The organism is Allobosea sp. (assembly GCF_017308015.1).
In the GTDB taxonomy this organism is placed as follows: domain Bacteria; phylum Pseudomonadota; class Alphaproteobacteria; order Rhizobiales; family Beijerinckiaceae; genus Allobosea.
In genome coordinates, this window is record NZ_JAFKFW010000002.1 from 177700 (window position 1) to 204159 (window position 26460).

Annotated in this window: 33 protein-coding genes, 2 tRNA genes, 1 pseudogene and 1 riboswitch; of the genes and pseudogenes, 29 read left to right on the top strand and 7 right to left on the bottom strand. The window is 61.7% G+C overall.

Features of this window, described 5'->3' with window-relative positions; all coding sequences use genetic code 11:
* Positions 1 to 5: 5 nt before the first annotated feature.
* The 3 genes from J0I42_RS00810 to thiO are packed head-to-tail and all read right to left on the bottom strand — an operon-like array spanning position 6 to position 1954.
* On the bottom strand, positions 6 to 776 hold the full coding sequence (locus tag J0I42_RS00810) for a thiazole synthase (protein ID WP_291651834.1): 771 nt from the start codon (positions 774 to 776) through the stop codon (positions 6 to 8).
* 1 nt (position 777) lies between these two features.
* A complete protein-coding gene (gene thiS / locus J0I42_RS00815; RefSeq protein ID WP_291651836.1) occupies positions 778 to 975 on the bottom strand; it encodes a sulfur carrier protein ThiS in 198 nt (65 codons plus the stop codon).
* Positions 959 to 1954, bottom strand: coding sequence for a glycine oxidase ThiO (thiO, locus tag J0I42_RS00820; protein WP_291652641.1), 996 nt, complete (start codon positions 1952 to 1954; stop codon positions 959 to 961). The genes thiS and thiO overlap by 17 nt, the downstream gene beginning before the upstream one ends.
* 74 nt (positions 1955 to 2028) lie before the next feature.
* Positions 2029 to 2131: riboswitch (TPP riboswitch) on the bottom strand.
* A 213-nt stretch (positions 2132 to 2344) separates the two neighbouring features.
* On the opposite strand from thiO, the gene J0I42_RS00825 reads away from it, so the two are divergent.
* Both J0I42_RS00825 and J0I42_RS00830 read left to right on the top strand, forming a co-directional pair.
* A tRNA-Ser gene (locus J0I42_RS00825) sits at positions 2345 to 2435 on the top strand.
* 106 nt (positions 2436 to 2541) lie between these two features.
* Positions 2542 to 4254, top strand: coding sequence for a site-specific integrase (locus J0I42_RS00830; RefSeq protein ID WP_291651838.1), 1713 nt, complete (start codon positions 2542 to 2544; stop codon positions 4252 to 4254).
* A gap of 13 nt (positions 4255 to 4267) precedes the next feature.
* Here J0I42_RS00830 and J0I42_RS00835 read toward each other — a convergent pair whose 3' ends face one another.
* Positions 4268 to 4579 (bottom strand): hypothetical protein, encoded by a 312-nt coding sequence (locus tag J0I42_RS00835; protein WP_291651840.1) that lies wholly within the window; start codon positions 4577 to 4579, stop codon positions 4268 to 4270.
* A gap of 172 nt (positions 4580 to 4751) precedes the next feature.
* On the opposite strand from J0I42_RS00835, the gene J0I42_RS00840 reads away from it, so the two are divergent.
* From J0I42_RS00840 to J0I42_RS00970, 27 genes and pseudogenes are all read left to right on the top strand, one after another.
* The gene (locus tag J0I42_RS00840; protein ID WP_291651842.1) at positions 4752 to 5990 is read left to right on the top strand and encodes a phage portal protein; all 1239 of its coding nucleotides are present in this window, start codon (positions 4752 to 4754) and stop codon (positions 5988 to 5990) included.
* Complete coding sequence (locus tag J0I42_RS00845; RefSeq protein WP_291651844.1) at positions 5987 to 6373, top strand: gene transfer agent family protein; 387 nt, start codon at positions 5987 to 5989, stop codon at positions 6371 to 6373. The genes J0I42_RS00840 and J0I42_RS00845 overlap by 4 nt, the downstream gene beginning before the upstream one ends.
* Positions 6366 to 7913: a phage major capsid protein gene (locus J0I42_RS00850; protein WP_291651846.1), complete on the top strand. Its 1548-nt coding sequence runs from the start codon at positions 6366 to 6368 to the stop codon at positions 7911 to 7913. The genes J0I42_RS00845 and J0I42_RS00850 overlap by 8 nt, the downstream gene beginning before the upstream one ends.
* A 3-nt stretch (positions 7914 to 7916) precedes the next feature.
* On the top strand, positions 7917 to 8501 hold the full coding sequence (locus J0I42_RS00855) for a hypothetical protein (protein ID WP_291651868.1): 585 nt from the start codon (positions 7917 to 7919) through the stop codon (positions 8499 to 8501).
* Positions 8498 to 8848, top strand: a complete 351-nt coding sequence (locus J0I42_RS00860) for an endonuclease (RefSeq protein WP_291651869.1) — start codon at positions 8498 to 8500, stop codon at positions 8846 to 8848. The genes J0I42_RS00855 and J0I42_RS00860 overlap by 4 nt, the downstream gene beginning before the upstream one ends.
* A complete protein-coding gene (locus J0I42_RS00865; RefSeq protein ID WP_291651871.1) occupies positions 8845 to 9132 on the top strand; it encodes a hypothetical protein in 288 nt (95 codons plus the stop codon). The genes J0I42_RS00860 and J0I42_RS00865 overlap by 4 nt, the downstream gene beginning before the upstream one ends.
* Positions 9132 to 9392, top strand: coding sequence for a hypothetical protein (locus tag J0I42_RS00870; RefSeq protein WP_291651873.1), 261 nt, complete (start codon positions 9132 to 9134; stop codon positions 9390 to 9392). Before J0I42_RS00865 ends, J0I42_RS00870 begins: the two co-directional genes overlap by 1 nt.
* Positions 9392 to 9718 carry a head-tail connector protein gene (locus tag J0I42_RS00875; RefSeq protein WP_291651875.1) on the top strand — a complete coding sequence of 109 codons (327 nt, stop codon included), beginning with the start codon at positions 9392 to 9394 and terminating at the stop codon, positions 9716 to 9718. The genes J0I42_RS00870 and J0I42_RS00875 overlap by 1 nt, the downstream gene beginning before the upstream one ends.
* Positions 9708 to 10121: an HK97-gp10 family putative phage morphogenesis protein gene (locus J0I42_RS00880; RefSeq protein ID WP_291651877.1), complete on the top strand. Its 414-nt coding sequence runs from the start codon at positions 9708 to 9710 to the stop codon at positions 10119 to 10121. Before J0I42_RS00875 ends, J0I42_RS00880 begins: the two co-directional genes overlap by 11 nt.
* Complete coding sequence (locus J0I42_RS00885) at positions 10106 to 10531, top strand: DUF3168 domain-containing protein (protein WP_291651879.1); 426 nt, start codon at positions 10106 to 10108, stop codon at positions 10529 to 10531. Before J0I42_RS00880 ends, J0I42_RS00885 begins: the two co-directional genes overlap by 16 nt.
* Complete coding sequence (locus tag J0I42_RS00890; RefSeq protein ID WP_291651881.1) at positions 10531 to 10851, top strand: phage head closure protein; 321 nt, start codon at positions 10531 to 10533, stop codon at positions 10849 to 10851. Before J0I42_RS00885 ends, J0I42_RS00890 begins: the two co-directional genes overlap by 1 nt.
* 14 nt (positions 10852 to 10865) lie before the next feature.
* Positions 10866 to 11249, top strand: coding sequence for a phage terminase small subunit P27 family (locus tag J0I42_RS00895; protein WP_291652643.1), 384 nt, complete (start codon positions 10866 to 10868; stop codon positions 11247 to 11249).
* On the top strand, positions 11246 to 12880 hold the full coding sequence (locus tag J0I42_RS00900) for a terminase large subunit (RefSeq protein WP_291651883.1): 1635 nt from the start codon (positions 11246 to 11248) through the stop codon (positions 12878 to 12880). The genes J0I42_RS00895 and J0I42_RS00900 overlap by 4 nt, the downstream gene beginning before the upstream one ends.
* Positions 12881 to 12889: 9 nt before the next feature.
* Entirely contained in the window at positions 12890 to 15109 is a 2220-nt protein-coding gene (locus J0I42_RS00905; protein ID WP_291651885.1) for a tape measure protein, read from the top strand.
* 527 nt (positions 15110 to 15636) lie between these two features.
* Positions 15637 to 16071, top strand: coding sequence for a hypothetical protein (locus J0I42_RS00910; protein ID WP_291651887.1), 435 nt, complete (start codon positions 15637 to 15639; stop codon positions 16069 to 16071).
* A 67-nt stretch (positions 16072 to 16138) separates the two neighbouring features.
* The gene (locus J0I42_RS00915; RefSeq protein ID WP_291651889.1) at positions 16139 to 16603 is read left to right on the top strand and encodes a hypothetical protein; all 465 of its coding nucleotides are present in this window, start codon (positions 16139 to 16141) and stop codon (positions 16601 to 16603) included.
* A 283-nt stretch (positions 16604 to 16886) separates the two neighbouring features.
* A complete protein-coding gene (locus J0I42_RS00920) occupies positions 16887 to 17096 on the top strand; it encodes a hypothetical protein (protein WP_291651892.1) in 210 nt (69 codons plus the stop codon).
* Between the two features lie 178 nt (positions 17097 to 17274).
* A complete protein-coding gene (locus J0I42_RS00925; RefSeq protein ID WP_291651894.1) occupies positions 17275 to 17685 on the top strand; it encodes a hypothetical protein in 411 nt (136 codons plus the stop codon).
* A gap of 65 nt (positions 17686 to 17750) precedes the next feature.
* Positions 17751 to 17945, top strand: coding sequence for a hypothetical protein (locus tag J0I42_RS00930; protein ID WP_291651896.1), 195 nt, complete (start codon positions 17751 to 17753; stop codon positions 17943 to 17945).
* Between the two features lie 209 nt (positions 17946 to 18154).
* The gene (locus J0I42_RS00935; protein ID WP_291651898.1) at positions 18155 to 19864 is read left to right on the top strand and encodes a site-specific DNA-methyltransferase; all 1710 of its coding nucleotides are present in this window, start codon (positions 18155 to 18157) and stop codon (positions 19862 to 19864) included.
* Between the two features lie 211 nt (positions 19865 to 20075).
* Entirely contained in the window at positions 20076 to 21068 is a 993-nt protein-coding gene (locus J0I42_RS00940) for a hypothetical protein (RefSeq protein ID WP_291651900.1), read from the top strand.
* A gap of 662 nt (positions 21069 to 21730) precedes the next feature.
* Entirely contained in the window at positions 21731 to 22993 is a 1263-nt protein-coding gene (locus J0I42_RS00945; RefSeq protein WP_291651902.1) for a calcium-binding protein, read from the top strand.
* 310 nt (positions 22994 to 23303) lie between these two features.
* Positions 23304 to 23545, top strand: a pseudogene (locus tag J0I42_RS00950) (DUF2312 domain-containing protein); the annotation flags it as partial.
* 9 nt (positions 23546 to 23554) lie between these two features.
* Positions 23555 to 23746, top strand: coding sequence for a hypothetical protein (locus J0I42_RS00955; RefSeq protein WP_291652688.1), 192 nt, complete (start codon positions 23555 to 23557; stop codon positions 23744 to 23746).
* A 16-nt stretch (positions 23747 to 23762) separates the two neighbouring features.
* The gene (locus J0I42_RS00960) at positions 23763 to 24101 is read left to right on the top strand and encodes a hypothetical protein (protein WP_291651904.1); all 339 of its coding nucleotides are present in this window, start codon (positions 23763 to 23765) and stop codon (positions 24099 to 24101) included.
* Positions 24102 to 24238: 137 nt separating this feature from the next.
* Positions 24239 to 24463, top strand: a complete 225-nt coding sequence (locus J0I42_RS00965; protein ID WP_291651905.1) for a hypothetical protein — start codon at positions 24239 to 24241, stop codon at positions 24461 to 24463.
* Complete coding sequence (locus tag J0I42_RS00970) at positions 24460 to 25284, top strand: DNA polymerase III subunit beta (protein WP_291651907.1); 825 nt, start codon at positions 24460 to 24462, stop codon at positions 25282 to 25284. Before J0I42_RS00965 ends, J0I42_RS00970 begins: the two co-directional genes overlap by 4 nt.
* Positions 25285 to 25490: 206 nt before the next feature.
* Here the strand turns inward: J0I42_RS00970 and J0I42_RS00975 are convergent.
* The 3 genes from J0I42_RS00975 to J0I42_RS00985 all read right to left on the bottom strand — a co-directional run bounded on the left by J0I42_RS00975 (position 25491) and on the right by J0I42_RS00985 (position 26427).
* Positions 25491 to 25566: transfer RNA gene (locus J0I42_RS00975), tRNA-Phe, on the bottom strand.
* Positions 25567 to 25733: 167 nt separating this feature from the next.
* Positions 25734 to 26063: a hypothetical protein gene (locus J0I42_RS00980; protein WP_291651909.1), complete on the bottom strand. Its 330-nt coding sequence runs from the start codon at positions 26061 to 26063 to the stop codon at positions 25734 to 25736.
* A gap of 160 nt (positions 26064 to 26223) precedes the next feature.
* The gene (locus tag J0I42_RS00985; protein WP_291651911.1) at positions 26224 to 26427 is read right to left on the bottom strand and encodes a hypothetical protein; all 204 of its coding nucleotides are present in this window, start codon (positions 26425 to 26427) and stop codon (positions 26224 to 26226) included.
* Positions 26428 to 26460 lie beyond the last annotated feature (33 nt).

A 26460-nucleotide genomic window follows, 5' to 3' on the forward strand; every position in this document is an offset into this window, starting at 1 on the left:
ATCTTTCAGGCGAGGAAGGCTTTGCCCATGACGGGCGTGGAAGGAGCGGCCATGTCGCGCGCATTGATAGGCTGTGCGGCGAAGGCCTGGCGGCCGGCACGGATAGCGAGCGCGAAGGCTTCCGCCATCGCAGCGGGATCTCCGGCCTTGGCGACGGCGGTGTTGAGCAGGATGCCGTCATAGCCCATCTCCATCGCCTGGGCGGCATGGGAGGGCAGGCCGATGCCGGCATCGACCACGAGTGGCACATCCGGGAAATGCTGGCGTAGGCTGCGCAGCCCATAGGGGTTGTTGAGCCCCCTGCCCGATCCGATCGGCGCGCCCCAGGGCATCAGGACCTCGCAGCCGGCATCGAGCAGGCGCCCGCCGACGACGAGGTCCTCGGTTGTGTAGGGAAAGACCTTGAAGCCGTCATCGGCGAGGATGCGGGCGGCCTCGACCAGCGCGATCACGTCCGGCTGGAGCGTGTCGTCCTCGCCGATCACCTCGAGCTTGATCCAGTCGGTCCCGAAGACCTCGCGCGCCATCTGCGCGGTGGTCACCGCCTCCTTGACGGTATGGCAGCCCGCCGTGTTCGGGAGCACCTTGACACCGAGCTCGCGGATCAGCGCCCAGAAGGCCTGGCCGGCGCCTCCCGACGATTCCCGGCGCAGCGAGACGGTGACGACCTCGGTGCCGGAGCGCTTCACTGCCTCGGCCAGGATCGCGGGCGACGGGTATTGCGCCGTGCCCAGGAAGAGCGGGTTCTGCGGTTCGAAGCCATAGAAGGATGCCATCTCAGCCTCCCTGCATCGGCGCGACGATCTCGATGCGATCGCCTTCGCTCAGGTGTGTCTCGGCGCGCTTGCGGGCGGGCACGAAATCGCCGTTCACCGCGGTCGCGACGATGCGGCCGGCAAAGCCCAGCTCGGCCAGCGCCTCGGCCAGCGTCTTCGCGGCGACCGTCTGAGGCGCGCCGTTAAGCAGCAAGGTCATGCAGCATCTCCGGTGTTACTTGCGGGTTCAGCACGGCCTCAGTCGCCAACCGCGCCATGGCGGGGCTGAGCAGGAAGCCGTGGCGATAGAGCCCGTTGACATGGATCACCCGGCCGCGACGTGTCAGCCGCGGCAGGTTGTCGGGAAAGGCCGGGCGGGCATCGGTGCCGATCTCGACGACCTCCGCCTCGGCGAAAGCGGGATGCAGCGCATAAGCCGCGCCGAGCAGTTCCAGCATGGCGCGGGCGGAGATGCGGCGGCGCTCGCCGCTCTCGATCATGGTCGCGCCGACCATGAAGAGCCCATCCGCGCGCGGCACGATGTAGAGTGGGATGCGTGGATGCAGCAGCCGGACCGGGCGCGACAGACTGATATCGTCGCTCCGCAGCAGCAGCATCTCGCCCTTGACGCCGCGCAGGTCCGGCATGACGTCGCGTGCCGCCAGCCCCCGGCAGTCGAGAACGATATCGGCATCGAGATCAGCCGGCTCAACGGCACTGTCGAAATGCAGCACGGCACCGCTCGCGACGAGGCGTTCGGCCAGAGCGGCAATCGCCTGGCGCGGATCGAGATGCGCCTCTCCCGCGAAAAACAGGCCCCGTGAAAAGCGTCCGGCGAGATCGGGCTCCAGCCCCGCGATGGCCTCGCCGTCGAGTTCCTCGAAATGGCTGGTGCGCTGGCCGAAGCGACGCAATTCCGAGCGATCCCGGCTGGGCGCGACGACGAGCGTGCCCTGGCGGGTAACCCCACCGGCTCGACGCTCCCACCAATCGGCAGCCTGCTGCCCCAGCCGGACCACCGGTTCCTCGGCGCTCTCGCCCTCGCACCAGGGCGCCAGCATGCCGCCGGCATACCAGGAACAGGCCTCGGCGCCGACGCGCGGACCGCGTTCATGGATGGTCACCTGCGCGCCCTGTGCGACCAGTTCGGTCGCGCAGGCCAAACCGACGACGCCAGCGCCGACCACCGCGACGTTCAGGCCTGGCTGGAAGCGTTTCGCCGCCATGTTCTTCCCTCCTACCGGAAAGGCAGCGGCCTGGGGCACGAGCAAGATGTCTGCCGAAGACCGTTCCCTTCGCCGGCATTACCCGGATCAGGTACGATGGGTTGGCGCGAACCTGCGCCTCTCAGCCTTTCGGCACCCCAACGGACAGATCTAATCTAATCGCTGTCAGGTAGAGGGGCAAGACGAGCCGACACCGAGCTCGGCTGAGCAAGACGCCGGCATGGCGTGAGCTTGCGACCGATGCTCCCTCCCTTTGCACGGGAGTGCGCGATGGCTTGCTCGGAGCCATGCACAGACGAAGCAAAGGAAGTTGCGGACAAGGCTTGTCAAACGGCTCCGCAATCGGGCATAGAGCCTCTCGCCGGAGACGTGGCCGAGAGGCTGAAGGCACTCGTTTGCTAAATGAGCATACCCCACAAGGGTATCGAGGGTTCGAATCCCTCCGTCTCCGCCACTTCCTTCTAAGCCCTTGATCGACCAGAAAAAGCGTTGTTCCCCAACGGCTTTTCACATACCTCTGCTACAAATCTTGCTACAAAATCGCTTTGGCAGAGGGCACGATGGCTGGCAAAATCAGGAACCTGCTCCCCCGCAAAGGCCGCTACTATGCGCGGCTCACGGTGCCTGCTCCGCTTCGTCCGATTGTGGGTAAGCGGGAACTGACTGAGCCCTTGGGAGCCGACCGGACGGTTGCGATTCGGCTGCTGTCGTCGGCGATCCATCGCATGCAGATGGAATTGGATCAGGCCCGCGACCGCGTTACTGCTCTGAACCCTGCCACACCCTCGCGGCGCCGCCCGATGAGCGCCCGGCAAATGGCCCTTGCCCATTTCGACCGTGAGCTTCAGCGGGATGACGCCGCCCGCAGCCTGCCGACCGGCTATGATCCGGCGCAAGCGGCGATGTTCCGCCCGACCTACTTCTACGCGTTGAAGAGGGCTGCGAGCGGTGGCGCTGAAGATGACGAGCTCGCCGCCCTAATCCAATGGGCCGTTGACGAGTTCGCGAATGAAGGCGGCCCCGTTCCGGTCAAGGGCACCGAGGAATGGCGAACGCTCGCGCGGATGCTCGCCGGCGTGAAAGCCGAGACGATCGAAAACCAAAACCGACGCGACCGTGGCGAACCGGACGCCCCGCCGAAGCACCCCATGCTCATCCCGGCGACGGAACTGCCCTCGACCACCGCCGACCCTCTGCGCGTCCGCATCATCGGCCCGGATAGCGCGAAGGCCCTCTCCGTCATCCTGTCGGCAATGATGACCGAGAAACAGGGCAAGCCCGGCACGGTCTACGAGTATGAAGTTGCCGTGCGGATGTTCGAGGAATTCATTGGCGAGGCGAAGCCAGCCTATCGGATCACCCGGCAGGACGTGCTCGCATACAAGAACGCTCTGCTCGAAACCCCTGCGAACTACACGAAGCGCTTCCCCGATAAGACGCTTCCGGAAGCCATTCGGCTCAACAAGGCCCGCAAGGAGCCCTTCCCCACGCTCAACGCCACGACCATCAATGACAAGTGGCTGTCGCGGCTCAGTGCCATGCTGACATGGTGCGTCAACAACAGCGTCATTCCCGACAACCCGGCGAAGGGCGTCCGCGTCGACCAAAGCAACCGCGACCCTGACGAGGACCGTGACTATTTCCGCGAGGCCGACCTTCAGAAGATATTCGCTGCGCCCTTGTTCGACCCATCGCCGAAGCTGACGGAGAAGCGGTGGGCGCTGCTGATTGCGCTCTACACCGGCATGCGAGCATCGGAGATCGCACAGATTCGCCTTGATAGCATCGCCGAGGTGCGGGGCGTGCTGGCGTTCGCCGTGGAGGAGAAGACCAAGAACAAGCAGTCGCGCCGGCTGGTGCCGGTGCACCGCGCGCTGGTCGCGCTCGGCTTGCAGGAGCGGATTGCGCATCTGCGGAAGCACGGAGCCGAGCGCCTGTTTCCCGATTGGTTCCGGGATGGGCAGGCGATGATGCAGAGCGCGGAAGGGAAACAGCGCGCCGTCAACCAGCCGTATAGCCAGTTCATCCCGCGCTGGTTCAATCGCACCTATCTGCCCAAGGTCGGAATCCATGACCAGAACAAGGTGTTCCACTCATTCCGGCACACCGTGAAGACAGCGCTGAAGGTGGCGGGAGTGCCCAAATCGGTTCGCGATGAGATCGCCGGGCAGGATGATCGCTCGGCCGGCGCCGGCTACGAGCATGAAACCTCCCTCGACGTTCTGAAGGAGGCAATCGACCGCCTAGCCTACGACCTGCCGGCCCTGAAGTAAGTTGGCGCTTACTTCAGCGAATTTTCTTGAAGCAGTCGAGTTCAACCGCGTTCTGAAAATCCTGCTTCGCTTTCTGCTGCATTTGAACGGTGCTGTAACGCGGCTCTTCGTATGCCGCGATGACAAGCTGACGCGATCCACCGGGAGCGTTGCCCATCGTTTGCAGGACTGAGCTGACTGGATGGCCATTCTGGCGGGCCTGCATGACGACTGCTGCCCATGTTCCCGCTAGCTCGCAAAGCTGTTCTGGCGTTGGCTTCTTCGTTTGTGCATGGGCCGTGACAGGCAACAGGGCGAGCAAAGCAACAGCGAGCAAGGGCTTCATCAGGCGGTATCCATAGGCATATTCGAGCGCGCATAGCAGCAGGTTGCACAACCTCTGTCCAGAGGTCGATAAAGGTATTTGGTCCTATTTAGGATCAAATGCCATTTTCCGCTTGCCCGGCGATTCCGCGTGTGGGAGAATCTTCACCGTTGCGTAAGGTGAAGGTTGAGTTGTGTTCCGCGAATTAGTCGGCAGCGTAAGGAAGTCACTCGGATTTCATCTCGATCAAAAGGCGATCCCCCTTTCTGATCCCGCTATCTCTGAGTTGTTCGGCGCGCTGCCGACTGCCTCCGGTATTCCCGTTACTGCGCACACCGCGCTTCGCGTTCCCGCCGTTCTTCAGGCCGTGCGCCTGATTGCCGAAACGGTCGGCTCCCTTCCTTGCAAGCTCTATCGCGACGCTGACGGCAGCAAGGAAGCTGCGAAGGATCACGCCGGCAACCGGCTGGCCCATAACCGCGTCAACGGCTGGACCAGCGCCGGCCATCTCCGCACGCTGCTCACGACCGACGCCCTGCTTCATGGCGCCGGTTATGCCCATGTCGTCCGCACCAGCGACGGACGCCCCTACGAGATCAACCGCCTTCAGCCCGGCACGGTCCAGCGCCGTTTCCGTGACGATGGCGAGCCGTTCTATGTCGTCACCTTCGCCAACAATGTCCGGCGCGAGCTGTCCTTCCGTGACTTGCTCTATGTGCCGGCGTTCGGCGACACGTCCCCGGTGCAGCTCGGCAAGGAAGCCATCGGCGTTTCCATGCTCTTGGAGCGCCACGCCGCCCAGTTCTTCGGCTCTGGCGCCCGCCCGGCTGCCGTTCTCTCGAATGAGAAGCCACAGGGTGGTGAACAGGGCGCCACGACCATCAGCAATATCCGCAAGTCGTTCCGCAACTGGCTGGCCGCGAGCAGCAGCGATCCCCTGATTTTGGATGCCGGGTGGAAGTATGAGCAGCCGGCCATGACCTCGACCGATGCCCAGTTCCTTGAGCATCGTCTTGAGCAGGTCCGTGAGATCGCCCGCATCTTCGGCGTGCCGCCTTCCATGCTGTTCGAACTGAGCCGGGCGACGTGGAGCAATGCGGAGCAGATGGCTGCGAGCTTCCTTCAGCTCTGCCTCCGGCCTTGGCTGGACCGCTGGCAGGACGCCTATGCGACCGTGCTGCTCACCGAGGACGAGCAGGACAGCCTCTATTTCGAGTTCGTCATTGACGACCTTCAGCGCGCCGACGCGGCGGGCCGGGCGGAAATCTTCGGCAAGCTGGTCGCGATGCGCGCCATGACCCCGAACGAGGTTCGCGGCGCCATGAACCTGCCGAAGATCGAAGGCGGCGACGAGCTTGCCAATCCCTACACGACGACCGGCCCCACGTCCGGCGCGAACGACAACCCCAGCACCGACAAGGAAGCCGCGTGAAGCACGTCGCCTATTTCGGGGACGGCGAAAAGACTTTCGCCCTCACCATGCCCATGATTGCCGAGCTTGAGCGCAAGACCGGCGTCGGCATCGGCGCGCTCTATCAGCGTGTCGCGCTCACCCTCCAGTTCCATGTCGGCGACGTGGTGGAAATCATCCGGCTCGGCCTGATCGGCGGTGGCACGACCCCGGCCGAGGCCCAGAGCCTTATCGACGCTTACACCCCGGAGCAGCCGCTTATCCCGCTGGCCATGCTCGCGGTGGACATCCTCAACGCCCGTTGGAACGAGCCCGTCACCGAGGGCCAGGACGATGAGCCGGCCGCAACCGGCGACCTCGCCGCCGCGATCAAGGCCGCCTATGCGGACGTGCCCGATGTCTGAGCGGCTTGAGATCAAGGCCCAGATCACGGTCGATGACGCCGGCACCATCACCGGCACGGCTTGGCCTTTCGGCACCCCGGATCGTGTCGGCGACGTGATCGAAAAGGGCGCCTTCGGCGCGCCGGCCAAGCTTCCCATGCTGTTCGCGCACGATCAGGCGCAGGCCATCGGCGTTTGGGATTCCATCAGCGAAACCGACGCCGGCCTCACCGTGAAGGGCCGGCTCCTGATCGATGATGTTGCCCGCGCCCGCGAGGTTCGCGCGCTGGTGCAGGCCGGTGCTGTGTCGGGCCTCTCCATTGGCTTCGTCAGTCAAAAGGCAGTCGCCCGCTCTCGCGGCGGCCGGACCATCAGCAAGCTCGACCTGCACGAAATCAGCATCGTCTCCGTTCCCTGCCATCCGGGAGCGCAAATCCAGTCAATCAAGGCCGTGTCGGATGGCTCGGCACCCCATCAGGAAAGTGAAATGAGCACCGCAGAGAATATCGAAACCAAGGATGCCCCGAACTTCGATCAGAAGGCGTTCGACGCCTTTCAGGCCCGCCTCGACAAGCTGGAAGCCAAGGCCAATCGCCTCCCGGCTTCGAACGACAATCAGGCGAACGACAACATCATCCTGAAGGCTTTCGAGAGCCTGCTTCGCTTCGGCGAGCGCCGCATGCAGGCCGACGAGCAGAAGGCCCTCACCGTCGCGAATGACGGCAGCGCCGGTTATCTCGCCCCGACCGACTACGGCAGCGAGATTCTGAAGAAGCTGGTGGAGTGGTCCCCGGTTCGCCAGTATGCCCGCGTCGTCACGGTCGGCGGCAAGGAGATCAAGTATCCGCGCAAGGTGTCCGGCGCGCAGGCCGTTTGGGTCGGCGAGACCGAGGACCGCACCGCCTCGACGATGGTCTTCGAGCAGGTCACGATTACCCCGCACGAGCTGGCGACCTTCACCGACATTTCCAACGCCCTGTTGGAAGACAACAGTTACGACCTGCGCGGCGAGCTGATCGCCGACTATTCCGAGGCGTTCGGCAAGGCCGAGGCCAGCGCTTTCGTGTCCGGCGATGGCGTCGGCAAGCCGAAGGGCATCATGGCCGCGTCCGGCCTCGCCGAGCTGAAGACTGGCGCCGCTGCCAATCTCGGCACCGACCCGGCCGCGACGCTGATCGCCATGTTCCACCAGCTTCCGCAGGTTCATGCGCAGAACGGCGTATGGATGATGAACCGCAAGACGCTGGCGGCTTTCCGCAGCCTCAAGGACGCCGATGGCCGGTTCATTCTGGTCGACCCGATCACGGCCGGCGCCGCGACCACGCTGCTCGGCCGCCCGATCGTGGAAGCAATCGACATGGACGATATCGGCGCCAACAAGTTCCCGGTGCTGTTCGGCGACCTTCAGGGCTACCGGATCATCAACCGGCTGGACCTGAACATCCTGCCCGATCCCTACACCCTCGCTTCGAAGGGCCAGGTTCGTTTCAACGCCCGCGCCCGCGTCGGTGCTGACGTGACGCATCCCGACCGCTTCGTGAAGCTGAAGGTCGCGGCGTAAGCCATGACCTTGCGGCCCGCCTATGACGAGATCGTTCTGGATCACGGCAGCCATGCCGTGATCCTCCGTCCGTCTTTGCGGGCCGCGAGCACCCTTGAGCGCAATATCGGCTTCGACCGCCTCTTTCAGCGCATCGGCGAGTTTCACACCGGCACGGTGCGAGAGATCATCCTGACGGCCGCGACAGACCGCAAGGACGCCACCCGTTTCCTGCGCTCCCTCGAAAGTAAGTCGCTGCTTACTTTCCAGCGGATCGCCCAGATTCCAGCCGCCCAGCTTGTCGTCGGCTTCATGCCCCAGAGCGAGGGCAACTCCGCATCGCACAGCAAGGCCGTGCCGTGGCGCGAGGCCTATCGCAACCTGTTCCGCGCAGCGACCGGCATTCTCGGCTGGTCCCCGGAAGAGGCTTGGAATGCCACTCCGACCGAAATCAATGAAGCTTTCATCGGCCGTGTAGGCGAGCCTGACCAGCAAGCCCAGCACGACCCCGCACAGGCCGCTCGTAACGAATCCGCTGGCCTCGACCCCGAATTTGACCGCGCCGGCCTTCAGGCCCTCAAGGCCAAGTATGGACGGAAGTCCCGATGAGCCGCCGTCCGCCCCGCCTTTGCTCTTGTGGCAGCATCGTCGCCCATGGCGCCCGTTGCCAGTGCCAGCGCGAGCAGGATCGCGTTCGCGGCGCCCGCCATGATCGTGCCCGTCCTAACGCCCGCCAGCGCGGCTATGATCGGCAGTGGGAAGAGACGGCCCGCGCTTATCTGCGCCAGCCCGGCAATCAGCGCTGCGAATGCGGCGCACCCGCCACCCTTGTCCGGCACCGCATCAGCATCCGCCAGCATCCCGAGCTTCGCATGTCGCCCGCCAACTGGCGCCCCGGCTGTCGTCGCTGCAACGCCCTCGACTACATCCACGAACGCCAGAGAGAACCCCGATGAGCCTTGTAAAGAAGATCACCCTTCAGCCCGGAGAATGGACGCCGCTTGAGATCACCATGACTTGGCAGGTCATTGGCCAGAAGGCAGTGCGTTACACCTTTGGATGGTTCCCGCCTGAAGGAAATAAGACCATTGATAACCTTGTCGCACCTGATGCGGCCACTCCGTATTTCGTCACACAGGACTTCGACCGCAGCACATCGAAGCATCCTTATTACCTGTGGTCGCCGAACGCCTACTTCATGCCGGACGGCAATGAGCCGGTTGACGTGGTGTATCTCTGATGCCGCGTCCTGCCCTGCATTCCTATCGTGGCCAGCAGTTCACGCTTGCCCAGCTTGCCAGCCTCACAGGCATCGCGGCTGACACGCTGCGCCATCGTCTGGCGCTCGGCTGGACCATTGAGCAGGCCGTGACCGTGCCGACCCCTGCCCAGCGGCGCCGGGGGGTGGTCGTCAATTTTCCGGGCGTTTTGGGGACCGACCCGGGGAGCACCGTGCAAGAGACGCCCGAAATAACTTTTTCCGAAGAGGCCAATTCCTGATGAGTTGCGTAACGCTTTCCCTCGCGAAGGCGCAGGTAAATGTCGAGCATTCGGCCGACGATGAGCTGATTCAGCTCTATATTGATGCCGCTGAAGCTTGGTTTGAGAACCACACCGGCCGAAAGCTCGCCAATCTTTCGCCGGTGCCCGCCGACATTCGACGCGCAATCCTGCTCCTTACCGGCTTCTATTACATGCACCGCGAGGCCGTTTCTTACGGCGATGCAGTGCGTATGGCGCCGTTCGGGGTGCAGGCAGTGGCCAATTTCTACCGGGAACGGTGGTTCGGCGAGCCGGCGCCCGAGGATGACGACGATGAGTTCTGACCTCGACCGGCTCAATCGTCGGTTTGACGCGGTGCTTAGGAATGTCCGTGAGGTGGTTCAGCCCGCTCTTTTGAAGGGCGCGAACGAGATCGCAGACATGCAGCGCATGCTCGCGCCTGAAGATACGGGCGACTTGAAGGATTCGATCACGGTGACGCCGCCCGGTGGCACAACCCCGCCCTATTCGCAGCCGGGTGGCAGCCGGACAGTCGGCGAAAATCAGGCAGTTGTGACAGTGGGCAACACCGATGTTCGCTATCCCCACTTTGTTGAATTCGGCACCAGCGTCACGCCCGCGCAGCCGTTCTTTTGGCCCGGCTATCGCCTCCGGCGAAAGCGCGCGCTCGACCGTATCAAGCGTTCGATCCGTAAGGCCGTCCGCACCGGATGGGACTCGCCGTGATTGAACCCACCATTGCCTTCCGCGAGGCCCTTGGCTTCCATCTCGCCAGCGACCCGGCCGTCATCGCGCTTGTAGACCCCGAGAACATCCGGGCCGGTGACTTCGCGCCGGACGAGCTTCCCGCCATCCTTTTCGGCGCCGGTAATGTCATGATGCACGGCCGCGCGTCCGGTCCCCAGTTCGTCGCAACCGTGCTGCTCGACCTGCATATCTGGGCCGTGGAAGACGGCCTCGACCGTGCCCAGACCATCGGCGCGGCCTGCGCTCGCCGTCTTATGGACTGGCCTGCCTGCGACGGCTTCAGCCTCGACCAGTTCAAGCACACCCGCACCGTTTGGCCGCGCGATCCAAACCCCGAATTCGGGCATGGCGTCTTGTCGGTGGAAGCCGTCATCCGGTGGAGCATCTGATGCTTGCGGCCGGCACTCTTTTCCACACCATCACCATAGAGCGTGAAGCGAAGGCGCGCACGCCCAGCCGTGGCACCGCTTCTGCCTGGACGGAAATCGCCACGACGCGCGCCGAGGTGGTGAAGTCGTCTTCTGCCGACTTCCTCACCGGCTTCGGCACGGCCCAGCAGGGCACCGTTATCTTCCGCATCCGCTGGCGCGACGGCCTGACGGGCGCGGAGCGCATCGTCTTCAATGGCCGGCCGTATCAGATCAAGGAAATCGCCGACATCGGGCGCCGCGTTGGCCTCGAAATCAGGGCGGTTGCGTCGGCGTCGTGACCCATCTTCGCGGCGTGAAGCCGGCCTTATCCCCTGATCGCGAGCCCCTGACGAAGACCCCGCCCGCCCCGAAGTGGCTGAGCGAGGACGCGCGCGGCGAGTGGAAGCGGATCATGCCGCGCCTGATCGCCGACCGCATCGTCACACGGGCCGATCTCACCGGCATTGAGAACTATTGCGTTGCGGTCGGGCACGTTCGCGCGATCGAACGCACCTTCGCGGCGACCGGAACGCTCGATAAGACGCTTTTCGGGATGCAGAACCGCGCCATGCAGACCGCGCGCCAGCTTGCGGCCGAATACGGCCTGTCGCCCGTTTCCCGCGCCCGCGTTGGTAGCAATGCGGCGAATGACGATGACGACGACAACCCGCTCACCATTGGCAGGAACCGCCGATGAGCAAGAGCGCTTTCCCGCATTGGATTTATGACGGCAGCCCGATTCCCGACCCGCTCGGCTATGGGCAGGAGGCCGTGGACTTCCTTCGGGCGCTGAAGCACCCGCTGAGCACGGCGCCGCGCAGTGCTTTCCAGCTCTATGAGTGGCAGGAGCGCATTATTCGCCGCATCTATGGCCCGCGCGATGAGGATGGGGACCGCCTCATTCGCGAGGTTTTCCTCTATCTGCCGCGCGGCAACCGTAAGACGGCTCTGTCCGCTGCTCTGGCGACCTTGCATCTGTTAGGCCCCGAGGCCGTTCCGGCTGGCCAGATCATCTTTGCCGCGTCCGACCGCGAACAGGCCAGCGTCGGCTTCCGCGAGGCCGCCGGCATCGTCGGTATGGACACGCGCCTTACCGCCGCGACCAAGATTTACGACTCGCAGACCGGCAATCTCATCATCAAGAGCAAGCTGGACGGCTCGACCCTGAAGGCCGTTTCGTCGGACGGCAAGGCGCAGCACGGCACGACGCCGACCTTCGTCCTCGCCGACGAGATCCACATTTGGAAGAACCGCGACCTTTGGGAGGCGCTACAGTCCGGCATGGCGAAGCGCCGGGGCGGCTTGACTGTCGTCGCGACTACGGCGGGCCGTGGCAATGAAGGGCTGGCTGCCGAACGCTACCAGTATGCGCGCAAGGTCGCGCTCGGCTTGGAACATGCGCCGTCCTTCCTGCCGATCATGTTCGAAATCCAGCCGGACGAGGATTGGCAGGACGAAGACGTATGGCACCGCGTCAATCCCGGCCTCGCGCTTGGCTTCCACGATATCAAGAAGCTGCGCGCCGACGCGAGCGAAGCCCGCGCTAATCCGTCCAAGGCTTACGAGTTCCAGCAATTCCATCTGAATAGGTGGTTCGGAAACAGCCGCGACCCGCTTTTTGATATGGCGACCTATGACGCCGGCACGTTCCCGCTGGACCTTGTCGAGCTTGAAGCGCTGCCGTGCTTCCTTGGCGTGGATATGGCAATCAACGGCGACCTCGCGGCCATCGTCGCGGCGTGGCGACACGATGACGGCCGGATGACCATCGCACCTTGGTTCTTCGTTCCCGGCGACGACCTGATGGGCCGTGCCCAGCGTGACGGCGTGCCTTACGAGCGCTGGCGCGACGAAGGCCATATGATCGCGACAGACGGCCCGATCATCGATCCGGCGACGGTAGAAAACCACATCCGCGAGCTTTGCGCTCAGTTCGACGTGCGCGAGATCGCCTTCGACCCGCATCTTGCCCGCACGATGATGCAGCGTCTCTTTGACGATGGCCTCCCGACTGTCGAGATGCGCCAGAACATCACGACGATGGGGCCGGCGATCGGCACTCTTGAGCGCTTCGTGAACGGCCGGCTGCTCCGTCATGGAGGGCACCCGGTTCTGCGTCATCACTTCGATAGCGTCGTCGCCAGTCGGAACGACACAGGTCTTGTCCGCATGCACACGGCACGACGCACCGACCGGAAGGACGGCGCGGTCGCCGCCGCAATGGCCGTTGGCCGCGCAGCCGCGAACGACAACCGTCGCAGCATTCACGACATGGACCCCACAGAGGAGGCCGAGTTCTGGACCAAGGTCCACGACCTCGCCGCGTAAGGAAACGATATGGCCGAAGCCGCCGAACAGCTTGTTGTCGCCCTTGAAGCCCGCATGCGCGAGTTCGAGAAGAACTTTCAGCGCGCGAACCGCGTGGCGAACGACAACTGGAAGTCCATCGAGAAGCGCAGCCGATCCGGCGCCCGCAACATCGAACAGAGCATGGCCGCGAGCGCCAACGCCATGACCCGGAGCTTGGAAGGCTTCGGCCGGGCAGCCGCTGGCAAGGTCGGCGCTGCCTTTGCTGCGATCACGGCCGGCATCGGCTTGAACGAGCTTCGGAAGACGGCCGACGAATACACCAAGATCATGAACACGCTGAAGGTGGCCGGCGTGAAGGATGCGGACCTGTCCGGCACCTTCGACAAGCTGTTCACCAGCGCCCAGCGCAACTATGCGCCGCTCGACGCCCTCGCCACGCTCTACGGCCGCGTTTCGGCCGCCCAGACGACGCTGAAGGCATCCTCGCAGGAGGTTATGCAGGTCACGGATATCGTGGCGCAGTCGCTTCGCGTCGGTGGAACGTCAGCTTCGCAGGCGTCCGGCGCGCTGCTTCAGTTGGGCCAGGCCCTCGCAGGCGGAAAGATTCAGGCCGAGGAATACAACTCGCTGCTCGACGGCATGCGCCCGCTCTTGGAAGCCGCTGCCGCTGGCTTGGTCGAAGCGGGCGGCGACGTGGCGAAGCTCACCGCGCTTGTGAAGGATGGCAAGGTCTCGAGCGAGGCGTTCTTCCGGGCGATTCAGGCCGGCGCCCCGCTGCTCGAGGAAAAGCTGGCCGGTGCCGCCGTCACGACCGAGCAGGCGATGCAGCGCCTTCAGAACGAGTTCGTGAAGGCCGTTGGCGAGTTCGACAAGGCGACCGGCGCCAGTGCGACCCTTGCCGGCGCGATCGATAGCCTTGCCGGGAGCATCGGCGGCATTGGCACCGCTGCCACCAACGCAGTGGTCGGCGTGCAGAACCTTATCGCCAAGGTCGGCGAGCTTGCGAAGGCTCATGCCGGCGCCCAGCGCGCTGCCGCGCTGACTTATCAGGACGAGCGCGCTACCCGCGTGGCACAGGCCCGCGAAATGGGGCTGGCGAACGCGGGTGGCCGCGAAAAGCTGGCTTCCGAACGCGCTGCCGTGGACGCCGCTGCACAGTCTGCCGCACGACAGGCCGTCGCCGGCTTCCGCCAGTCCGAAATCGACTATTCGAACCGCCTCACCACGACGACGCTGCCGCCGGCCCGCCCGAAGGGTGCCGGTAGCGATATCAAGCCTGTTTCCCTGAAGAACTACGCCGTTCCCGGCGAGGAAGGTAAGGGCGGCGGAGGCGGTGGTGGTTCTGGCGCTGAGAAGCAGAGCCGCTTTGATCGCGATATCGAGGCAATTGGGCGCCGGACCCGCGCCCTTGAGCTTGAGGCACAGATGGTTGGGAAGGGCCGCGAGGAAGTCGAGCGGTCGAAGATTGCGCTCCAGCTTGAGGAAGCCGCGAAGCGCGATGGCCTCACCGTCACCGACGAAATGCGGGTTAAGATCGATCAGGCCGCGCAGGGCTATGCCAACGCGAAGCTGAAGGTCGAAGACCTGAAGACCTCGCTGGACGGCGTTCGGGATGCTCAGAAGTTCTTTGCGACCGAGATCACGGACGGCTTCGTGGATATGATCGTGGAGGGAAAGAGCGCAACCGAAGTCATTCAGGGTTTGGCGAAGGCGTTACTCAAGGCTGCGCTTCAGGCCGCCTTTATGGGCAGTGGTCCGCTTGCCGGGCTGTTCGGCCTTGGCGGAAAGGACGGCGCGATGGGCGGCATCTTCGGAATGCTCGCCAAGGGCATCTTCGGCTTCGCTGATGGTGGCTATACCGGCAACGGTGGGAAGTATCAGCCGGCCGGCATCGTGCACCGTGGCGAGTTCGTCATGTCGAAGGCGGCGACCAGCCGCATCGGCGTGCAGAACCTTGAGGCCATGCACCGGGGCGCCCTTCGCGGCTTCGCGGACGGTGGCTATGTCGGCAGTGCGCCGGCCATCCGCCAGCCGGAACTTGCATCGGCGAATGTGCCGCCGCCGATGCAGGCGATCAGCATTTCGGCGCCGATCACGGTCAATGGCTCGTCCGGCACCCCTGAGCAGAACGACGATTTGGCGAAGCGTATGCAGCGCCAGCTTGAGGTGACGATGCGGTCGGTCGTGGCCGATGAGATGCGCAAGCAGACGAAGCCGGGCAATTTCGGCAACACCCGCTCGCGATAGCGCCGCGCTGACTCAGAGAAGGCCGTGGAGTCGCCTTCGTGCCCGAGCAGGTGGCAGAGGGCGGCCGGAAACTGGCGCCCGCTGGTGACTCTCTAAACGCTTCGGGCCGGAACGGTCCCGTTCGCACATGAGATAGGAGACGGCCGGGCGCGGAGCGGCCGAGCCGGAGCCCTCTCTATCCGAGGACGGGACATCTGTTGCCGGCACCCTACGCCTTCGGCTACCGGAGGAGTTCCTGCGGATAGGAGAGGATGAACCTTCCCGGACGCGCCAGCGGCCGGGCAAGGCCGGAGGCCGCGCAGGCGAGCGCCGTAGGCGCGAGTAGTCGCATTAGGGGCGAGAAATGTCCTCCCCCATTTTTCGTTGGTTTATCTGTTTTCAAATACAGACATACATATACATAAGGGAAAAAGGGGGAGGACACTTCACAAGCTGTCCGCCGTGGAAAACAGGGGAGGACATAGGAACGCAGTCCTTGACAATAAACGTATACGCGTATACGATTAATCAACGTCACAGGAGTTCCCATGTCACCCGCTTCCGTTATGCTGCGCCTTCCGCCTCGCCGGCTCGACCAGTTGAAGACCCTCTCGGCTGTGCTCAATCTGAGCCTCGCCGACACCATCGGCCACATGCTCCGCAAGGAGATCGCCGCAGGCGTTATCCCCGGCACCATTCCCGGTATTGTGGTTGAGCGCGCAGGGGACACCGTTTCTATAACGTTCGATGACCATCCGGCGCTCGTGTTCAGCCTCGACATTGCGCGACTGTTCGCCAGCACAATCCGGGACGTGGTGGCCGGCGTCAGTGGCCCCTACACCATTCAGGCGGGTGCGTGGTTCAGCATCCAGCGCATTGGCAACGGCTTCAAGATCAATCTTCGGATGGGCGGCCCGGACGTAGTGCTCTCTGGCGATCTTGCACGCGATCTCGCGGACCTGATTGAAAAGGCCGCGACCTAAAAAAGAAACGGCAGAGACGCTGCAACGTCTCTGCCGTCAAAATCACTTCTATTCGCGAGAAGATTCTATGAATCCCGACGACGAAAGTCAATCGAACGATGCACCCGCGCGGCCACTTACTTCGCTAGAGTTGGAGGCACTGGCCGCGCTCGACGCATTAGACCTCACTGTTCCGACCCCGGAGGACACAACGCCAGCAGTGCCCAGCCCGGCCCCGGCAGCGCCTGTTCTGGGCCGGTTCCGCAAGGCGATAGATGAGGCGAAGGCCAAGCTCGCGAACGACCGCGATTTGAAGCTGGAGGTTAAGCGCAAGGCTGACAGGGACGCCTATGCCGCGCTCATCATGGAGACAGAGAAGCGCCCCGTTCGCAGCCATCAACCGCTAACCCCGGAACGGCAGCAGGAGAAGGAGCGGGCGAAGTATTACGCCAAGCCGACGAGTGTGCAGAGCCTGAAGCGGAAGGAGCGACGGCGGCGCGCCAAGGAGCGCAATGAGGACGCTTCGCTCCCCGAGGGCTTCGGAAAGTTTTGATAAGCACCAGCGATCGCTCCGGCGAATGCGCTATAACGTAATCGCTAGCCTCTAAGCGGCGGCTGGCGTTCCGCCAAGACAGATTGCCGGCCCTCACCGGCAATGGCGGGTTGAACCCCTCGCGAAGGCCAAGCTCGCGAGGGGTTTTTCGTGGCAGGAAATGCAAGTAAGCACTTACTTAAGCCGTTGAATTTATTCGCTAATTTGCCCAATTGGCTATTGCGGCCGGATTCCGGCCGTGCGAGTCTTCGGCTGCCAAATCACTGGCGCCAGAGACCAGCCTATGAGCCCGATCAATCACGCTTCCTACCTTTCCGACCAGACCCACCGCACGCTGGTCGACCGCCTTTCCATGGCGCACGTCGAGCCCGGTTACGACCTCCGCAGCACCATCATCGAGATTCTGGGCGACGCCGATATCTGGCCGATCATGTGCCTTGAGGACCGGCTGGAGGAGCGCCAGCGGCGCCGAGCGCGAGGGCTGGAAGTGTAGAAGCGGACCTATGCAAAAGGCGCAGGCCGGCTACCCGCTCCTTGTATGACATTCGCACTGACCCCCTGACTATAACTCCGTTCGTAAGCAATGAACTGAAGTTGAAGCAGGAGTTTTGATGGTAACTGATCGCGCCGGATATAGCCCGGTTAGCAGGTGCATTGAGTTTATGCGCTCAATGATTGCCGATCATGAGATCGCTATACAGAGGCATCTTCGCGAAATCGAAGAGCTGGAGAGTAACGACGCGGCTGAGTTTGCCGACCGCACCGCGCCGTTCTCTGCATTCCGCACCCCCAATGTGACCAATGGAGACACGAGCATGAACGAGAATACCACGCCTCTGGCGAATGCGTCGAGCGAATGGGTTCAGCAGAACTTTGACCTTTCCCCGCGCGAGAACGTGCTGGACTACATCGGGCATCGCATCTGCGAGGCGCGTGACCACAGCGGGACGGGGATCTTCGATGTTCCGCAGGTCGCGATGGAGATCCTTGAATTCATCGAAGCGCGCGCGAAGGCCATTCACCCGGACGGCTGGCTTGCTTTCGTGAACCCGGACTTCCCCGTCCAGATGTTGGAGTCGTGAGGGTGGCGCTCAATCCTGCCCTTCGCGAGATTGTCGCGCGTGCTGCCGATAGGGATAGGCGCGTGATGCGCCAGCGAGAGATGGCCCGCGAGGCTTTGGTCGGGGCCGTTGCGGATGAAATTTACTCCGCCACGCCCGACGATACGGACCTCGATACCTTGGCGCTTGCCGACATGATCGTGGAGCGCTTGGAGAATATGGGCATCGATCTTCCCAAGCCCCGCATCAGCATCCGGGCGGCGACCCAGCACGCTGCCTGAGCCCAGGGCGATTTTCGACATAAGGCCCGCCGGTGCAGATCGGCGGGCCTCGTGACTCGCGCTAAGGGTTGTGCAGCCGCGCTAACCCCGAAAGCGATCAAGGGCGCGTTAGAACACCAATAGTGCACCGCCCACTGGAAATTCGAGATTGCATCTTTTAATCCCGCGATTCTCGGATACGGTCGTGAAAGTTGGGGAACAGATGCGACATGACGAACGCGCTCTACTACGGCGACAACCTGCAAGTTCTGCGTGAACATATCAAAGACGAAAGCGTCGATTTAGTTTATCTTGATCCGCCGTTTAACAGCCAGGCAAACTACAATCTGCTATTCAAGGCGCCTTCGGGCGAAAAAAGTGAAGCGCAGATTGAGGCGTTTGAGGACACTTGGCATTGGAATGATTCGGCAGAGCGAGCGTTCGAAGAAATCAAGACGAGTGGAAACACTAACGTTTCAGAGATGATTATCGCCATGAGGTCGTTTCTCAGAGAGAACGATCTAATGGCTTACCTTACGATGATGACGGTGCGTCTGATTGAGCTACACCGAGCTCTCAAGTCCGATGGCAGCCTTTATCTCCACTGTGATCCGACAGCGTCTCATTACCTCAAAATACTTCTCGATTCGATCTTTGGGCCGGACAAGTTCCGGAACGAGATTATTTGGCGGCGGACCGGATCGCATAATTCATCGAAGCGCTACGGACCGATCCATGATGTTATTTTGTTCTATACGAAGGGAGATCGCTACGTTTGGAATAAGATGAAGCGTCCGTTCATGAAGGGCCATGTCGAAAAGGCCTTCGTGCGTGAAGGCGAACGATTCTATACTAACTACACTGGCAACATTCTGACCGGCTCGGGGACCCGTAATGGCATCTCTGGAAACCCTTGGAAGGGGATCGACCCGACGGCCAAGGGTAGGCATTGGGCCTTACCTAGCGCGCTGTTGGAGGGTTTGGAGGACGAGGTCGAGGGGTTCGATCAGACGCAGAAGATGGACTACCTGTTTGACCGGGGCTTCATCAACCTGAAGGCTGGCGACGAGTGGCCAACCTACAAGCGCGAGATCACCCTTACCGATGGCCAGCCGCTCTCCGACATTTGGGCCTATCAGCCCTATACCGAGGGCACTGTCTTCGGGACGCCTCACGGGATCGATGAAGATGTGCGGTGGATGGGATCGAAGGACCCGGACAGGCTCGGCTACCCAACACAGAAACCGATCGCCCTACTGGAACGCATCATCCTCTCATCAACGCGGCCCGACAGCGTTGTTCTTGATCCATTCTGCGGCTGTGGCACGACCATCCATGCTGCACAGAAGCTAGGGCGCCCATGGATCGGAATCGACATTACTCATCTGGCGATCAGCCTCATCGAAAAGCGCGTGAAAGATGCCTTTCCCGACATCCGTTTTACGGTGCATGGAACGCCAAAGGACCTTGGCGGTGCTTACGCGCTGGCCGCAGCGGACAAGTATCAGTTTCAGTGGTGGGCGGTCAGCCTCGTCGACGCGGTGCCTTTTGGCGGGAAGAAGAAGGGCGCAGACGGCGGGATTGATGGACTGATCTATTTCAAGACGCAGGCCAAGGGCACAGATAAGGCTATCGTATCGGTCAAGGGCGGTTCAAATATAAGCGTGCCGATGATCCGTGACCTAGGCCATGTCATCGACCGTGAGAAGGCTAAGATCGGCATTCTGATCACGCTAGTCGAGCCGACGCGCCCGATGATCACCGAAGCTGTCAAGGCGGGATTTTACCAGCCGCCCGGGTTCAAGCGCGGCTATCCCAAGATTCAAATTCTAACTGTCCAACAACTACTGGACGGCCAAAAGCCGGATATCCCGTTTGTCGAGAACATCTTCCGGCGTGCGGAGCGCGAAGCTGACTCGGAGCAGATCGACCTATTTTAATTAAGCCACGGAAGTCGCATCTGCTACAAATCCACAGCCACAAATTTGCTACAAAATTCCAGTGGGACGCCAAGGTAAGATATTGAATAAGCTGCGTTATTTTTCCTGACGGAGTTTCCCTCCGTCTCCGCCACTATTAAGCCATTGATTCCATTGGCAGATACGCCGTCCGCTCGGGAAACCTACCCACTCGTGTACCCGGACGGGCGCAATGCACCTTACCTCTCGCCGGAGTGGCTGGCGATTCCAGATCAGAATTTCCCGCGACCTTGAGGGCGTCTTCGACCTTTCGCCGCTGCGCCTGAACCCTGGCCCGCGCGGCAAGCGAAACGCCGCCCGCACCGCGCGTTTACTGGCGGGTCACGCCGAGTCGGTATTCCTCGCCTGCCGCAAGGGAGCGCGAATGACAAAAGACGAACTCATTGCAGAACTACAGGCAATGTTGATCGGCGCGATGGACGTGGCCGAGCGTGCGCAGGAAGCGGCCGACCATCGCCGGGAACTGGAAGTGAAAGCCGTTGCCCTCAAGTTTGCGCCGGAACGGCTGGCGGAGCAGGAGGAAATGGACGCTCGCCTTCTCGCCGTCGGGAATGGCATTGACGGGCTGCGTGATCGGATTTCCATACTACCCAAGGACCAGCGCGACGCCATGGGCGCGCAACTGGCTGAGCTATCTGCGCTCGTGAAGCAGTCACTGGACAGCGGGCCGGAGCGTCCACTGCTTTTGGATGAACTGGACAGATGGATAGAGTTGCGCGCAGGGCACGCTGCCGAAAAGAAGAGCCGGACCGATAGGAGCCGGATTCTGGACTTCGTGTCCTTCGCAGGAAACAGGTTGGTCAACCGCTACCGCTATTCAGATTTCCAGGCTTTCGCGAACCTCTTGGCGCGCGTTCCGGCAAACTACTCGAAGGAGGCGCGGTTGCGCGAAATGACGCGGCAGGAAGCAGCGGACTACAACGACGGCCTGCCGCTCGCCCGCCAATTCCCGCTGCAAGCGCACCAACGACGGTCGACGCGATTCGTTTGGGACCAGGACAGGTTGCGACGACCAGGCCATGGACGACGCCGCCGGAAGCCTCGGAGATCACATCGGCGAGCCTCAACCCCCATTTGGGTGATGTCACAACGGCAGAAACCCGCCTCTGACTATCCTAGCCGGGGCGCGCATGAAATGCAGATCAGCAAATCCCATCCCGGATGAATGAGGTCAGTTTCATGTCGCTTCCAAGCATGACGCAGGGAAAAGCTATCGCTGGCATTTATAGCAGTGATCCGTCGGGTGGATGGGGGATCGGAGCATCATCTTATCAACCCGTTGGGACCGGACCGATCGGGAATTTTGATTACACAACTCACAGATCATCGTATTTTGGATGGCTTCAGAATGTTGTCGTGAATGCAACGCTCGTAGCTTCCCAATTCCCCGGAGCGTTCGCAGTTTCGGAATCTGATGCAAGACATTTTTTGTTAAATTCAAATGAAATTAATAGTGCAATTGGAGATATTTTTGACGCAGTCAACAATTCATATCTGCCATCAGATAGATCAAATCTCGATAGAATCAACGGTATTAGAGATACCTTTAACTCATATGTTAATTGTGCGAATTCATTTATCAAATTAACAACCGATACTGAAATAGATATATTAAAAGGATTAAATTTTACTCTAGCCGATACTATATATCGCCCAACTGGAATAATCTACGGCTACCAAACCGTTCCGGCCGGTCACCTTAAGAGGCTGGACTCAAACGACGATTACTATCGCTCTCCTGGGAGCGACATTATTTACATTGGCAGCACGCTTTCTAAGCCCATTAAGGCAAATGGTGGAGATAAATTTCTCTTCCAAAATGAAGGAATGACTATTATCGACGGAAGTGGTGATAATAGTTACATTTTTTCGGGTATTGGAAAATACAATACATTAGAGTTTTACAACTATTCGTCTGAGTACTTGATATTCGTTAATGTATCAAATGATATTTCTATAATAGGAAAAGATGGCGAGTATAATGTCGCTCGAAATGTCGATTTGCTTAAATTTTACGACAAGGTAGTTCAGGTTACCGAAGGTTCGATCCCTAATAAATTAGGGACCGCCGACAAGGACATTCTAATAGGCGATCGCGCCGACAATATTTTGTCCGGACTGGCTGGCGACGATTTTTTGGACGGCGGTTCCGGCAACGACGTCCTGCGTGGCGGCACGGGTGCGGATATCCTGACGGGCGGCCTTGGCAACGACCTGTTCTATTTCACGGCCGGCGAACTGACCGGCGGCGTCGTGGATACCGTGATGGATGGCGGGATTTCGACGAACGATCTCATCCGCATCGACGGGGCCCAGTACTACCAGCTTGCCGTGACGTCGATCTCGGACGGGGCGCGCATTGTTTTTGACGGCGGCAACGGCTTCATCGACGTGAAGGGCGTCGGCACGAGCCCGATCGTCGTAGCGACGTCGACGAGTGTTGCTGGTGACTTCTCGCAGTTGAGCACGGCTTCGAAGGCGGATCTGCAGATCAGCTATTTCGACTTCGCCAACAGCCAGGCCTGGAGCAAATATACCGAGCTCAACAACGGGTCGGGCCAGTTGACGCGCCAGTTCGGCAGCTATGACGGGTCGGGCGGAAGCTGGGATTTCCTTTACGATGTCGCGAATACAGAGACGACCTACGCGACACGCTTCGATTATTTCAATGCGTTGGGTCAGAAGACGCAGGAGGTGGGAACCTACGACAGCCCGGTCTCCGGCAATACGAAATACATCGTCACCTACGACCCCGGCAATACCCAGCCGTTTACGACGTCGACGACCTATTACGACGCGCTGGACAGGCCGACGCAGGTTCAGGCCTTCTATGACGCTGGCGGTTCAGGCATCACGACCTTCGATCCCGACAACACCCAGCCCTATGCCTACTACACGACCTATTACGATGCGCTGGGGCGGGCGGATCAGATGAACGGCGTCTATGACGGCACCAACGGCTCCTACTATGTCGACTTCGACCAGGACAATGTCCAGCCCTGGCAAAGCCTGACCGTGCTCTACGATCACGCTGGAACAGTCACCCAGCAATGGTACACGATGGATAACGGCGCAATCGTCTATATCTGAGCGAATAGCATCGTGGGCTTGCGGTCGCGAGTCGGCAGCGGGATGGATAACGAAAAAGCCCCACCAGCCAGAGCTGACGGGGCCAAGAGCCGGGAGGCAACGCCCGGAGGCGTCTGGTTGCGGCAAGGCGGTCTCAGGGTTCAGCCGCCTGATTCTACGAAGTTGATTTGAAGCCTCGTCGCGGCGGCGGGTGGGGCCGCGCCTCGATGACCTGATCGGGCCGCTCGTTGATGCTGCCGGCGTCGCTTTGAACATCGCGAACGAGGTCGATGACCAGCCCGACCTGATCACGCAGCCCGGACTTGCTGACATACGTTTCCGCGACGTGGAGCCGCTCAATAACAATCAGCTAAAATCCATCGTCGAGCGCGTCGAGCGCCTCGAAGAGGAAAAAAGACGATCGCGGACGATATCAAGGAGGTCTACGCCGAGGCCAAGGGCAACGGCTTCAACGTCAAGATCCTCCGCCAAGTTGTTCGCGTCCGAAAGATCGATATCGACGAGCGTCGCGAGAGCGAGGCCATCCTCGATCTCTACATGCAGGCCGTGGGGGAAACCTCCATGACGGCGCGATCCAATCAGCCTGGCGTCCGCAACCCGCTATTGTTGCTGCCGGCAGCATCCGCGCTCGCGGCCTTGCCGACGCCCGCTCGCGAGGCCTTGCGCGGCGTGCTGGAGGGCATCCGCGATGATGCAGCCCAGCGCGCACAGAAGTCTTGGCGCACGCATAAGGCACCGATGGCCCTCTACTAGAAGGCCGTCTCCGTCTATGTCCGCCACATCGCCCGCGCCATTCAGCGAGGTGAAACATCAAGCTCACCGGCACGCCCCGCCGCTTCGTCTTCCTGCCCGCCGCCCGGCGCCTGCACTGACGGGTCAATTCATCGGCCTCGATTCCCGTGGCGGGCTTTACGTGCTCCGCTGGGAGCCTCGCGAGCGCTGCTGGATCGCCCTCGGCTTCGAGACCGGCGCCAACACCCGCGAGCTGAACTGGCCGCACATCGTCTTTCTCCGGGGGAAGGACGCGCAGCACATCGTCAGCCACGCCGGCGGCTCTGAGATCACCCAAGGTAACGCCCTCGCCAGCGAAGGAAAAGAACATGGCTGATGCCGTGGATCGTATCGCGCCCTCGAAGGCGCCGCCGAAGCTCGAAGAGCATCATAGCCCGAATACCGTCGCGCGCGGCCATATCAACGTCCTGCGCCGCGCCATCAACGACGACCCGCCGAGAAAGACGATATCGCGTGGCGCTGAACGGGCTGCTGGAGCATTTCAAGATGCCCAGCCTGCCCGATCTCAGCGACGAAGATAAAAACGTCGCAAGCGACGAGTCTGAGCTTGAAGAGGCGCTTGCACGAGCTCGGCTCGGTGAGTTCCACGACTGCGTGATCCACTTTGGCCGCAGCCTGCCGCGCCGGTTCATAGGCATCGCTGACGCTCTGGAACGGCATCTGGAGCGCAGCCGGTGAAACTCGTCATCGAACACACCGATCTGCTCAAGGCCGTCGATCCGGCTGCGAAGGTGATTCAACGCCGCAACATCATCCCGATCCTGAACAACATCAGGATCGCGGCCGAGGGCTCGCAGATCGCGGTCACCGCGACAGATCTCGAAATCGAGATCCGCACCATGGCCCCGGCCGATGTCGAGGTGACCGGCACGATCACCGTGCCGGCCGATCATCTGCTCGATCTCATCCGCCGCATGCCGGACGGCAGCCAGATCTCATTCGAGCTTGAGCCCGATACGCGGCTCAGCATGCGCCGCGGTCGCTCGCATACCCGCCTGCCGACCCTGCCGGTGGGCGACTATCCCGATATCGCCCCGGGCGACATGACGCATCGCTTCGACATGCCGGCCGATGTGATCACCAGTATCTTGCGCGATACGGTATTCGCCGCATCGAACGAGCCGACGCTACATCGCATCTGCGGCGTGCATTGGCATCAGGTCGAGACGGAGAACGGCTCCCGGCTGGCCGCCGTCGCAACCGATGGCAGCCGCATGCTCGCGCGCCGGGTCACGCCGCTGCCGGAGGGCAACGGTAGCGAGGTCGCGGTTCACGATTTGAAAACATATCCCGATAGCCTGGCGCTGCTGCAGCAAATCCCCAAGGATCGCCGGATCGGGCCTGTCGTTTTCGATGAGGGTTCCCGGCAGCCGTATCGAAATCGGCAGTTCAAGGTCAAATTCCGGGAGATCGCGAACAAGAGCGGCTGGCCGGCTGATGTCTGTAACATGGATAGCCGCGCCGACGCGGTGTCTGAAGCCTTCGAAGCGGGCGCCTAGGCAGAGGATGTGATGAAGGCCGCGACCCATACGCAGATGAGCACTACGATGGGCTACAATCGAGGGACCGTCGTCCAATCGAGCCGAGTAGCCAAGCTCAGAATCGCGTGGCGGAACGCTGCCAGAACAAGCGCCGGTAGCGCGACCGGCAGCAAGAAGCCTTAATCAGGCGCCGGATCAATGGGCTAAGTCGCGGATAAGGTTGATGGTGCCCAGGGACGGAGTCGAACCGCCGACACTGCGATTTTCAGTCGCATGCTCTACCAACTGAGCTACCTGGGCGAACCGGGAGCGGTGCGAGACCGTCCGTGTTGGTGGGGGCGATATAGATGCAGGCGCGCAGCCTGTCCAGTCACTTCAGCCGGCTTTCTTCGATCTGGCGTCAACCAGCGCCGAGCCTGTGGATTGCGCCCCCGCAAAAGGCTTTACGCGACGGCTGACGATAGCGCTCAGGGAGAACCCGCCGTCTCCCGGCATTCGCAGCGCCCGAGCACCGCCGCGAGACGATCGATGGCGATCAGCGCGGCGCGCCGGGCACGCTCCGATTCGGCGATGCTGGCATGGCCATAGAGCAGTTTGGCGAAGCCTATGGTGTCGTTCACCACCTGAAATGAAACTTCATGCAATTCCCGGGTTTCGCGCAGCGTGTCATGGAGATGCGCAACATGAGTTTCCGCGCTTTCCTGCAAGGCCTTGGCATTGAGAATGCCGGCCTTCAGCACGTCGGCACGCAACGCTTCGATGTCGCGCACCAGCAGAGCCTTCATCCGATCAGCCATAGCTCCTCCATCGACGGGGATTACACCAGCAGGCCAAGCGAAGGTCAGACTATCACCGAATCCGGACCGACGGCAGCGCCAAACCTGCCGTTTGGTTAGCCTCTTCTTTCCAAAAGGGGGGAGCCGGAGAGAATGCCGGAGCCGTCGCCTCCAGCGACCGTCAGTCCTCCGAATCCCGGGCGATCGGAGCTTCAGCCGGACGGAAATGCTTGCCGTTGATAACGCGGACCAGTGTCCGAACGAGAGCGCCCACGATGATGACGAGCGGCAACGCGATCACGGCGTTGCCGTCCAGCGCTAGCCAGATCGCCAAGCCACAGCTCATGACGATCCCGAGGACAAGCAGGAGCTTCATCCGGCTCAAGATGGCCTCACGACGCCGGGCCGGCAAGCCCTA

What these genes read in the sequence shown, in the direction of transcription:
- J0I42_RS00960 (WP_291651904.1), top strand. Translation starts at nt 23,763, where the DNA reads ATGTCCGCCACATCGCCCGCGCCATTCAGCGAGGTGAAACATCAAGCT.
- thiS (WP_291651836.1), bottom strand. Translation starts at nt 975, where the DNA reads ATGACCTTGCTGCTTAACGGCGCGCCTCAGACGGTCGCCGCGAAGACG.
- J0I42_RS00980 (WP_291651909.1), bottom strand. Translation starts at nt 26,063, where the DNA reads ATGGCTGATCGGATGAAGGCTCTGCTGGTGCGCGACATCGAAGCGTTG.
- J0I42_RS00925 (WP_291651894.1), top strand. Translation starts at nt 17,275, where the DNA reads ATGATTGCCGATCATGAGATCGCTATACAGAGGCATCTTCGCGAAATC.
- J0I42_RS00935 (WP_291651898.1), top strand. Translation starts at nt 18,155, where the DNA reads ATGACGAACGCGCTCTACTACGGCGACAACCTGCAAGTTCTGCGTGAA.
- J0I42_RS00945 (WP_291651902.1), top strand. Translation starts at nt 21,731, where the DNA reads ATGACTATTATCGACGGAAGTGGTGATAATAGTTACATTTTTTCGGGT.
- J0I42_RS00860 (WP_291651869.1), top strand. Translation starts at nt 8,498, where the DNA reads ATGAGCCGCCGTCCGCCCCGCCTTTGCTCTTGTGGCAGCATCGTCGCC.
- J0I42_RS00870 (WP_291651873.1), top strand. Translation starts at nt 9,132, where the DNA reads ATGCCGCGTCCTGCCCTGCATTCCTATCGTGGCCAGCAGTTCACGCTT.
- J0I42_RS00810 (WP_291651834.1), bottom strand. Translation starts at nt 776, where the DNA reads ATGGCATCCTTCTATGGCTTCGAACCGCAGAACCCGCTCTTCCTGGGC.
- J0I42_RS00905 (WP_291651885.1), top strand. Translation starts at nt 12,890, where the DNA reads ATGGCCGAAGCCGCCGAACAGCTTGTTGTCGCCCTTGAAGCCCGCATG.
- J0I42_RS00910 (WP_291651887.1), top strand. Translation starts at nt 15,637, where the DNA reads ATGTCACCCGCTTCCGTTATGCTGCGCCTTCCGCCTCGCCGGCTCGAC.
- J0I42_RS00930 (WP_291651896.1), top strand. Translation starts at nt 17,751, where the DNA reads ATGCGCCAGCGAGAGATGGCCCGCGAGGCTTTGGTCGGGGCCGTTGCG.
- J0I42_RS00915 (WP_291651889.1), top strand. Translation starts at nt 16,139, where the DNA reads ATGAATCCCGACGACGAAAGTCAATCGAACGATGCACCCGCGCGGCCA.
- J0I42_RS00940 (WP_291651900.1), top strand. Translation starts at nt 20,076, where the DNA reads ATGCACCTTACCTCTCGCCGGAGTGGCTGGCGATTCCAGATCAGAATT.
- J0I42_RS00880 (WP_291651877.1), top strand. Translation starts at nt 9,708, where the DNA reads ATGAGTTCTGACCTCGACCGGCTCAATCGTCGGTTTGACGCGGTGCTT.
- J0I42_RS00875 (WP_291651875.1), top strand. Translation starts at nt 9,392, where the DNA reads ATGAGTTGCGTAACGCTTTCCCTCGCGAAGGCGCAGGTAAATGTCGAG.
- J0I42_RS00885 (WP_291651879.1), top strand. Translation starts at nt 10,106, where the DNA reads ATGGGACTCGCCGTGATTGAACCCACCATTGCCTTCCGCGAGGCCCTT.
- J0I42_RS00920 (WP_291651892.1), top strand. Translation starts at nt 16,887, where the DNA reads ATGAGCCCGATCAATCACGCTTCCTACCTTTCCGACCAGACCCACCGC.
- J0I42_RS00865 (WP_291651871.1), top strand. Translation starts at nt 8,845, where the DNA reads ATGAGCCTTGTAAAGAAGATCACCCTTCAGCCCGGAGAATGGACGCCG.
- J0I42_RS00855 (WP_291651868.1), top strand. Translation starts at nt 7,917, where the DNA reads ATGACCTTGCGGCCCGCCTATGACGAGATCGTTCTGGATCACGGCAGC.
- J0I42_RS00890 (WP_291651881.1), top strand. Translation starts at nt 10,531, where the DNA reads ATGCTTGCGGCCGGCACTCTTTTCCACACCATCACCATAGAGCGTGAA.
- J0I42_RS00830 (WP_291651838.1), top strand. Translation starts at nt 2,542, where the DNA reads ATGGCTGGCAAAATCAGGAACCTGCTCCCCCGCAAAGGCCGCTACTAT.
- J0I42_RS00955 (WP_291652688.1), top strand. Translation starts at nt 23,555, where the DNA reads ATGACGGCGCGATCCAATCAGCCTGGCGTCCGCAACCCGCTATTGTTG.
- J0I42_RS00900 (WP_291651883.1), top strand. Translation starts at nt 11,246, where the DNA reads ATGAGCAAGAGCGCTTTCCCGCATTGGATTTATGACGGCAGCCCGATT.
- J0I42_RS00850 (WP_291651846.1), top strand. Translation starts at nt 6,366, where the DNA reads ATGTCTGAGCGGCTTGAGATCAAGGCCCAGATCACGGTCGATGACGCC.
- J0I42_RS00835 (WP_291651840.1), bottom strand. Translation starts at nt 4,579, where the DNA reads ATGAAGCCCTTGCTCGCTGTTGCTTTGCTCGCCCTGTTGCCTGTCACG.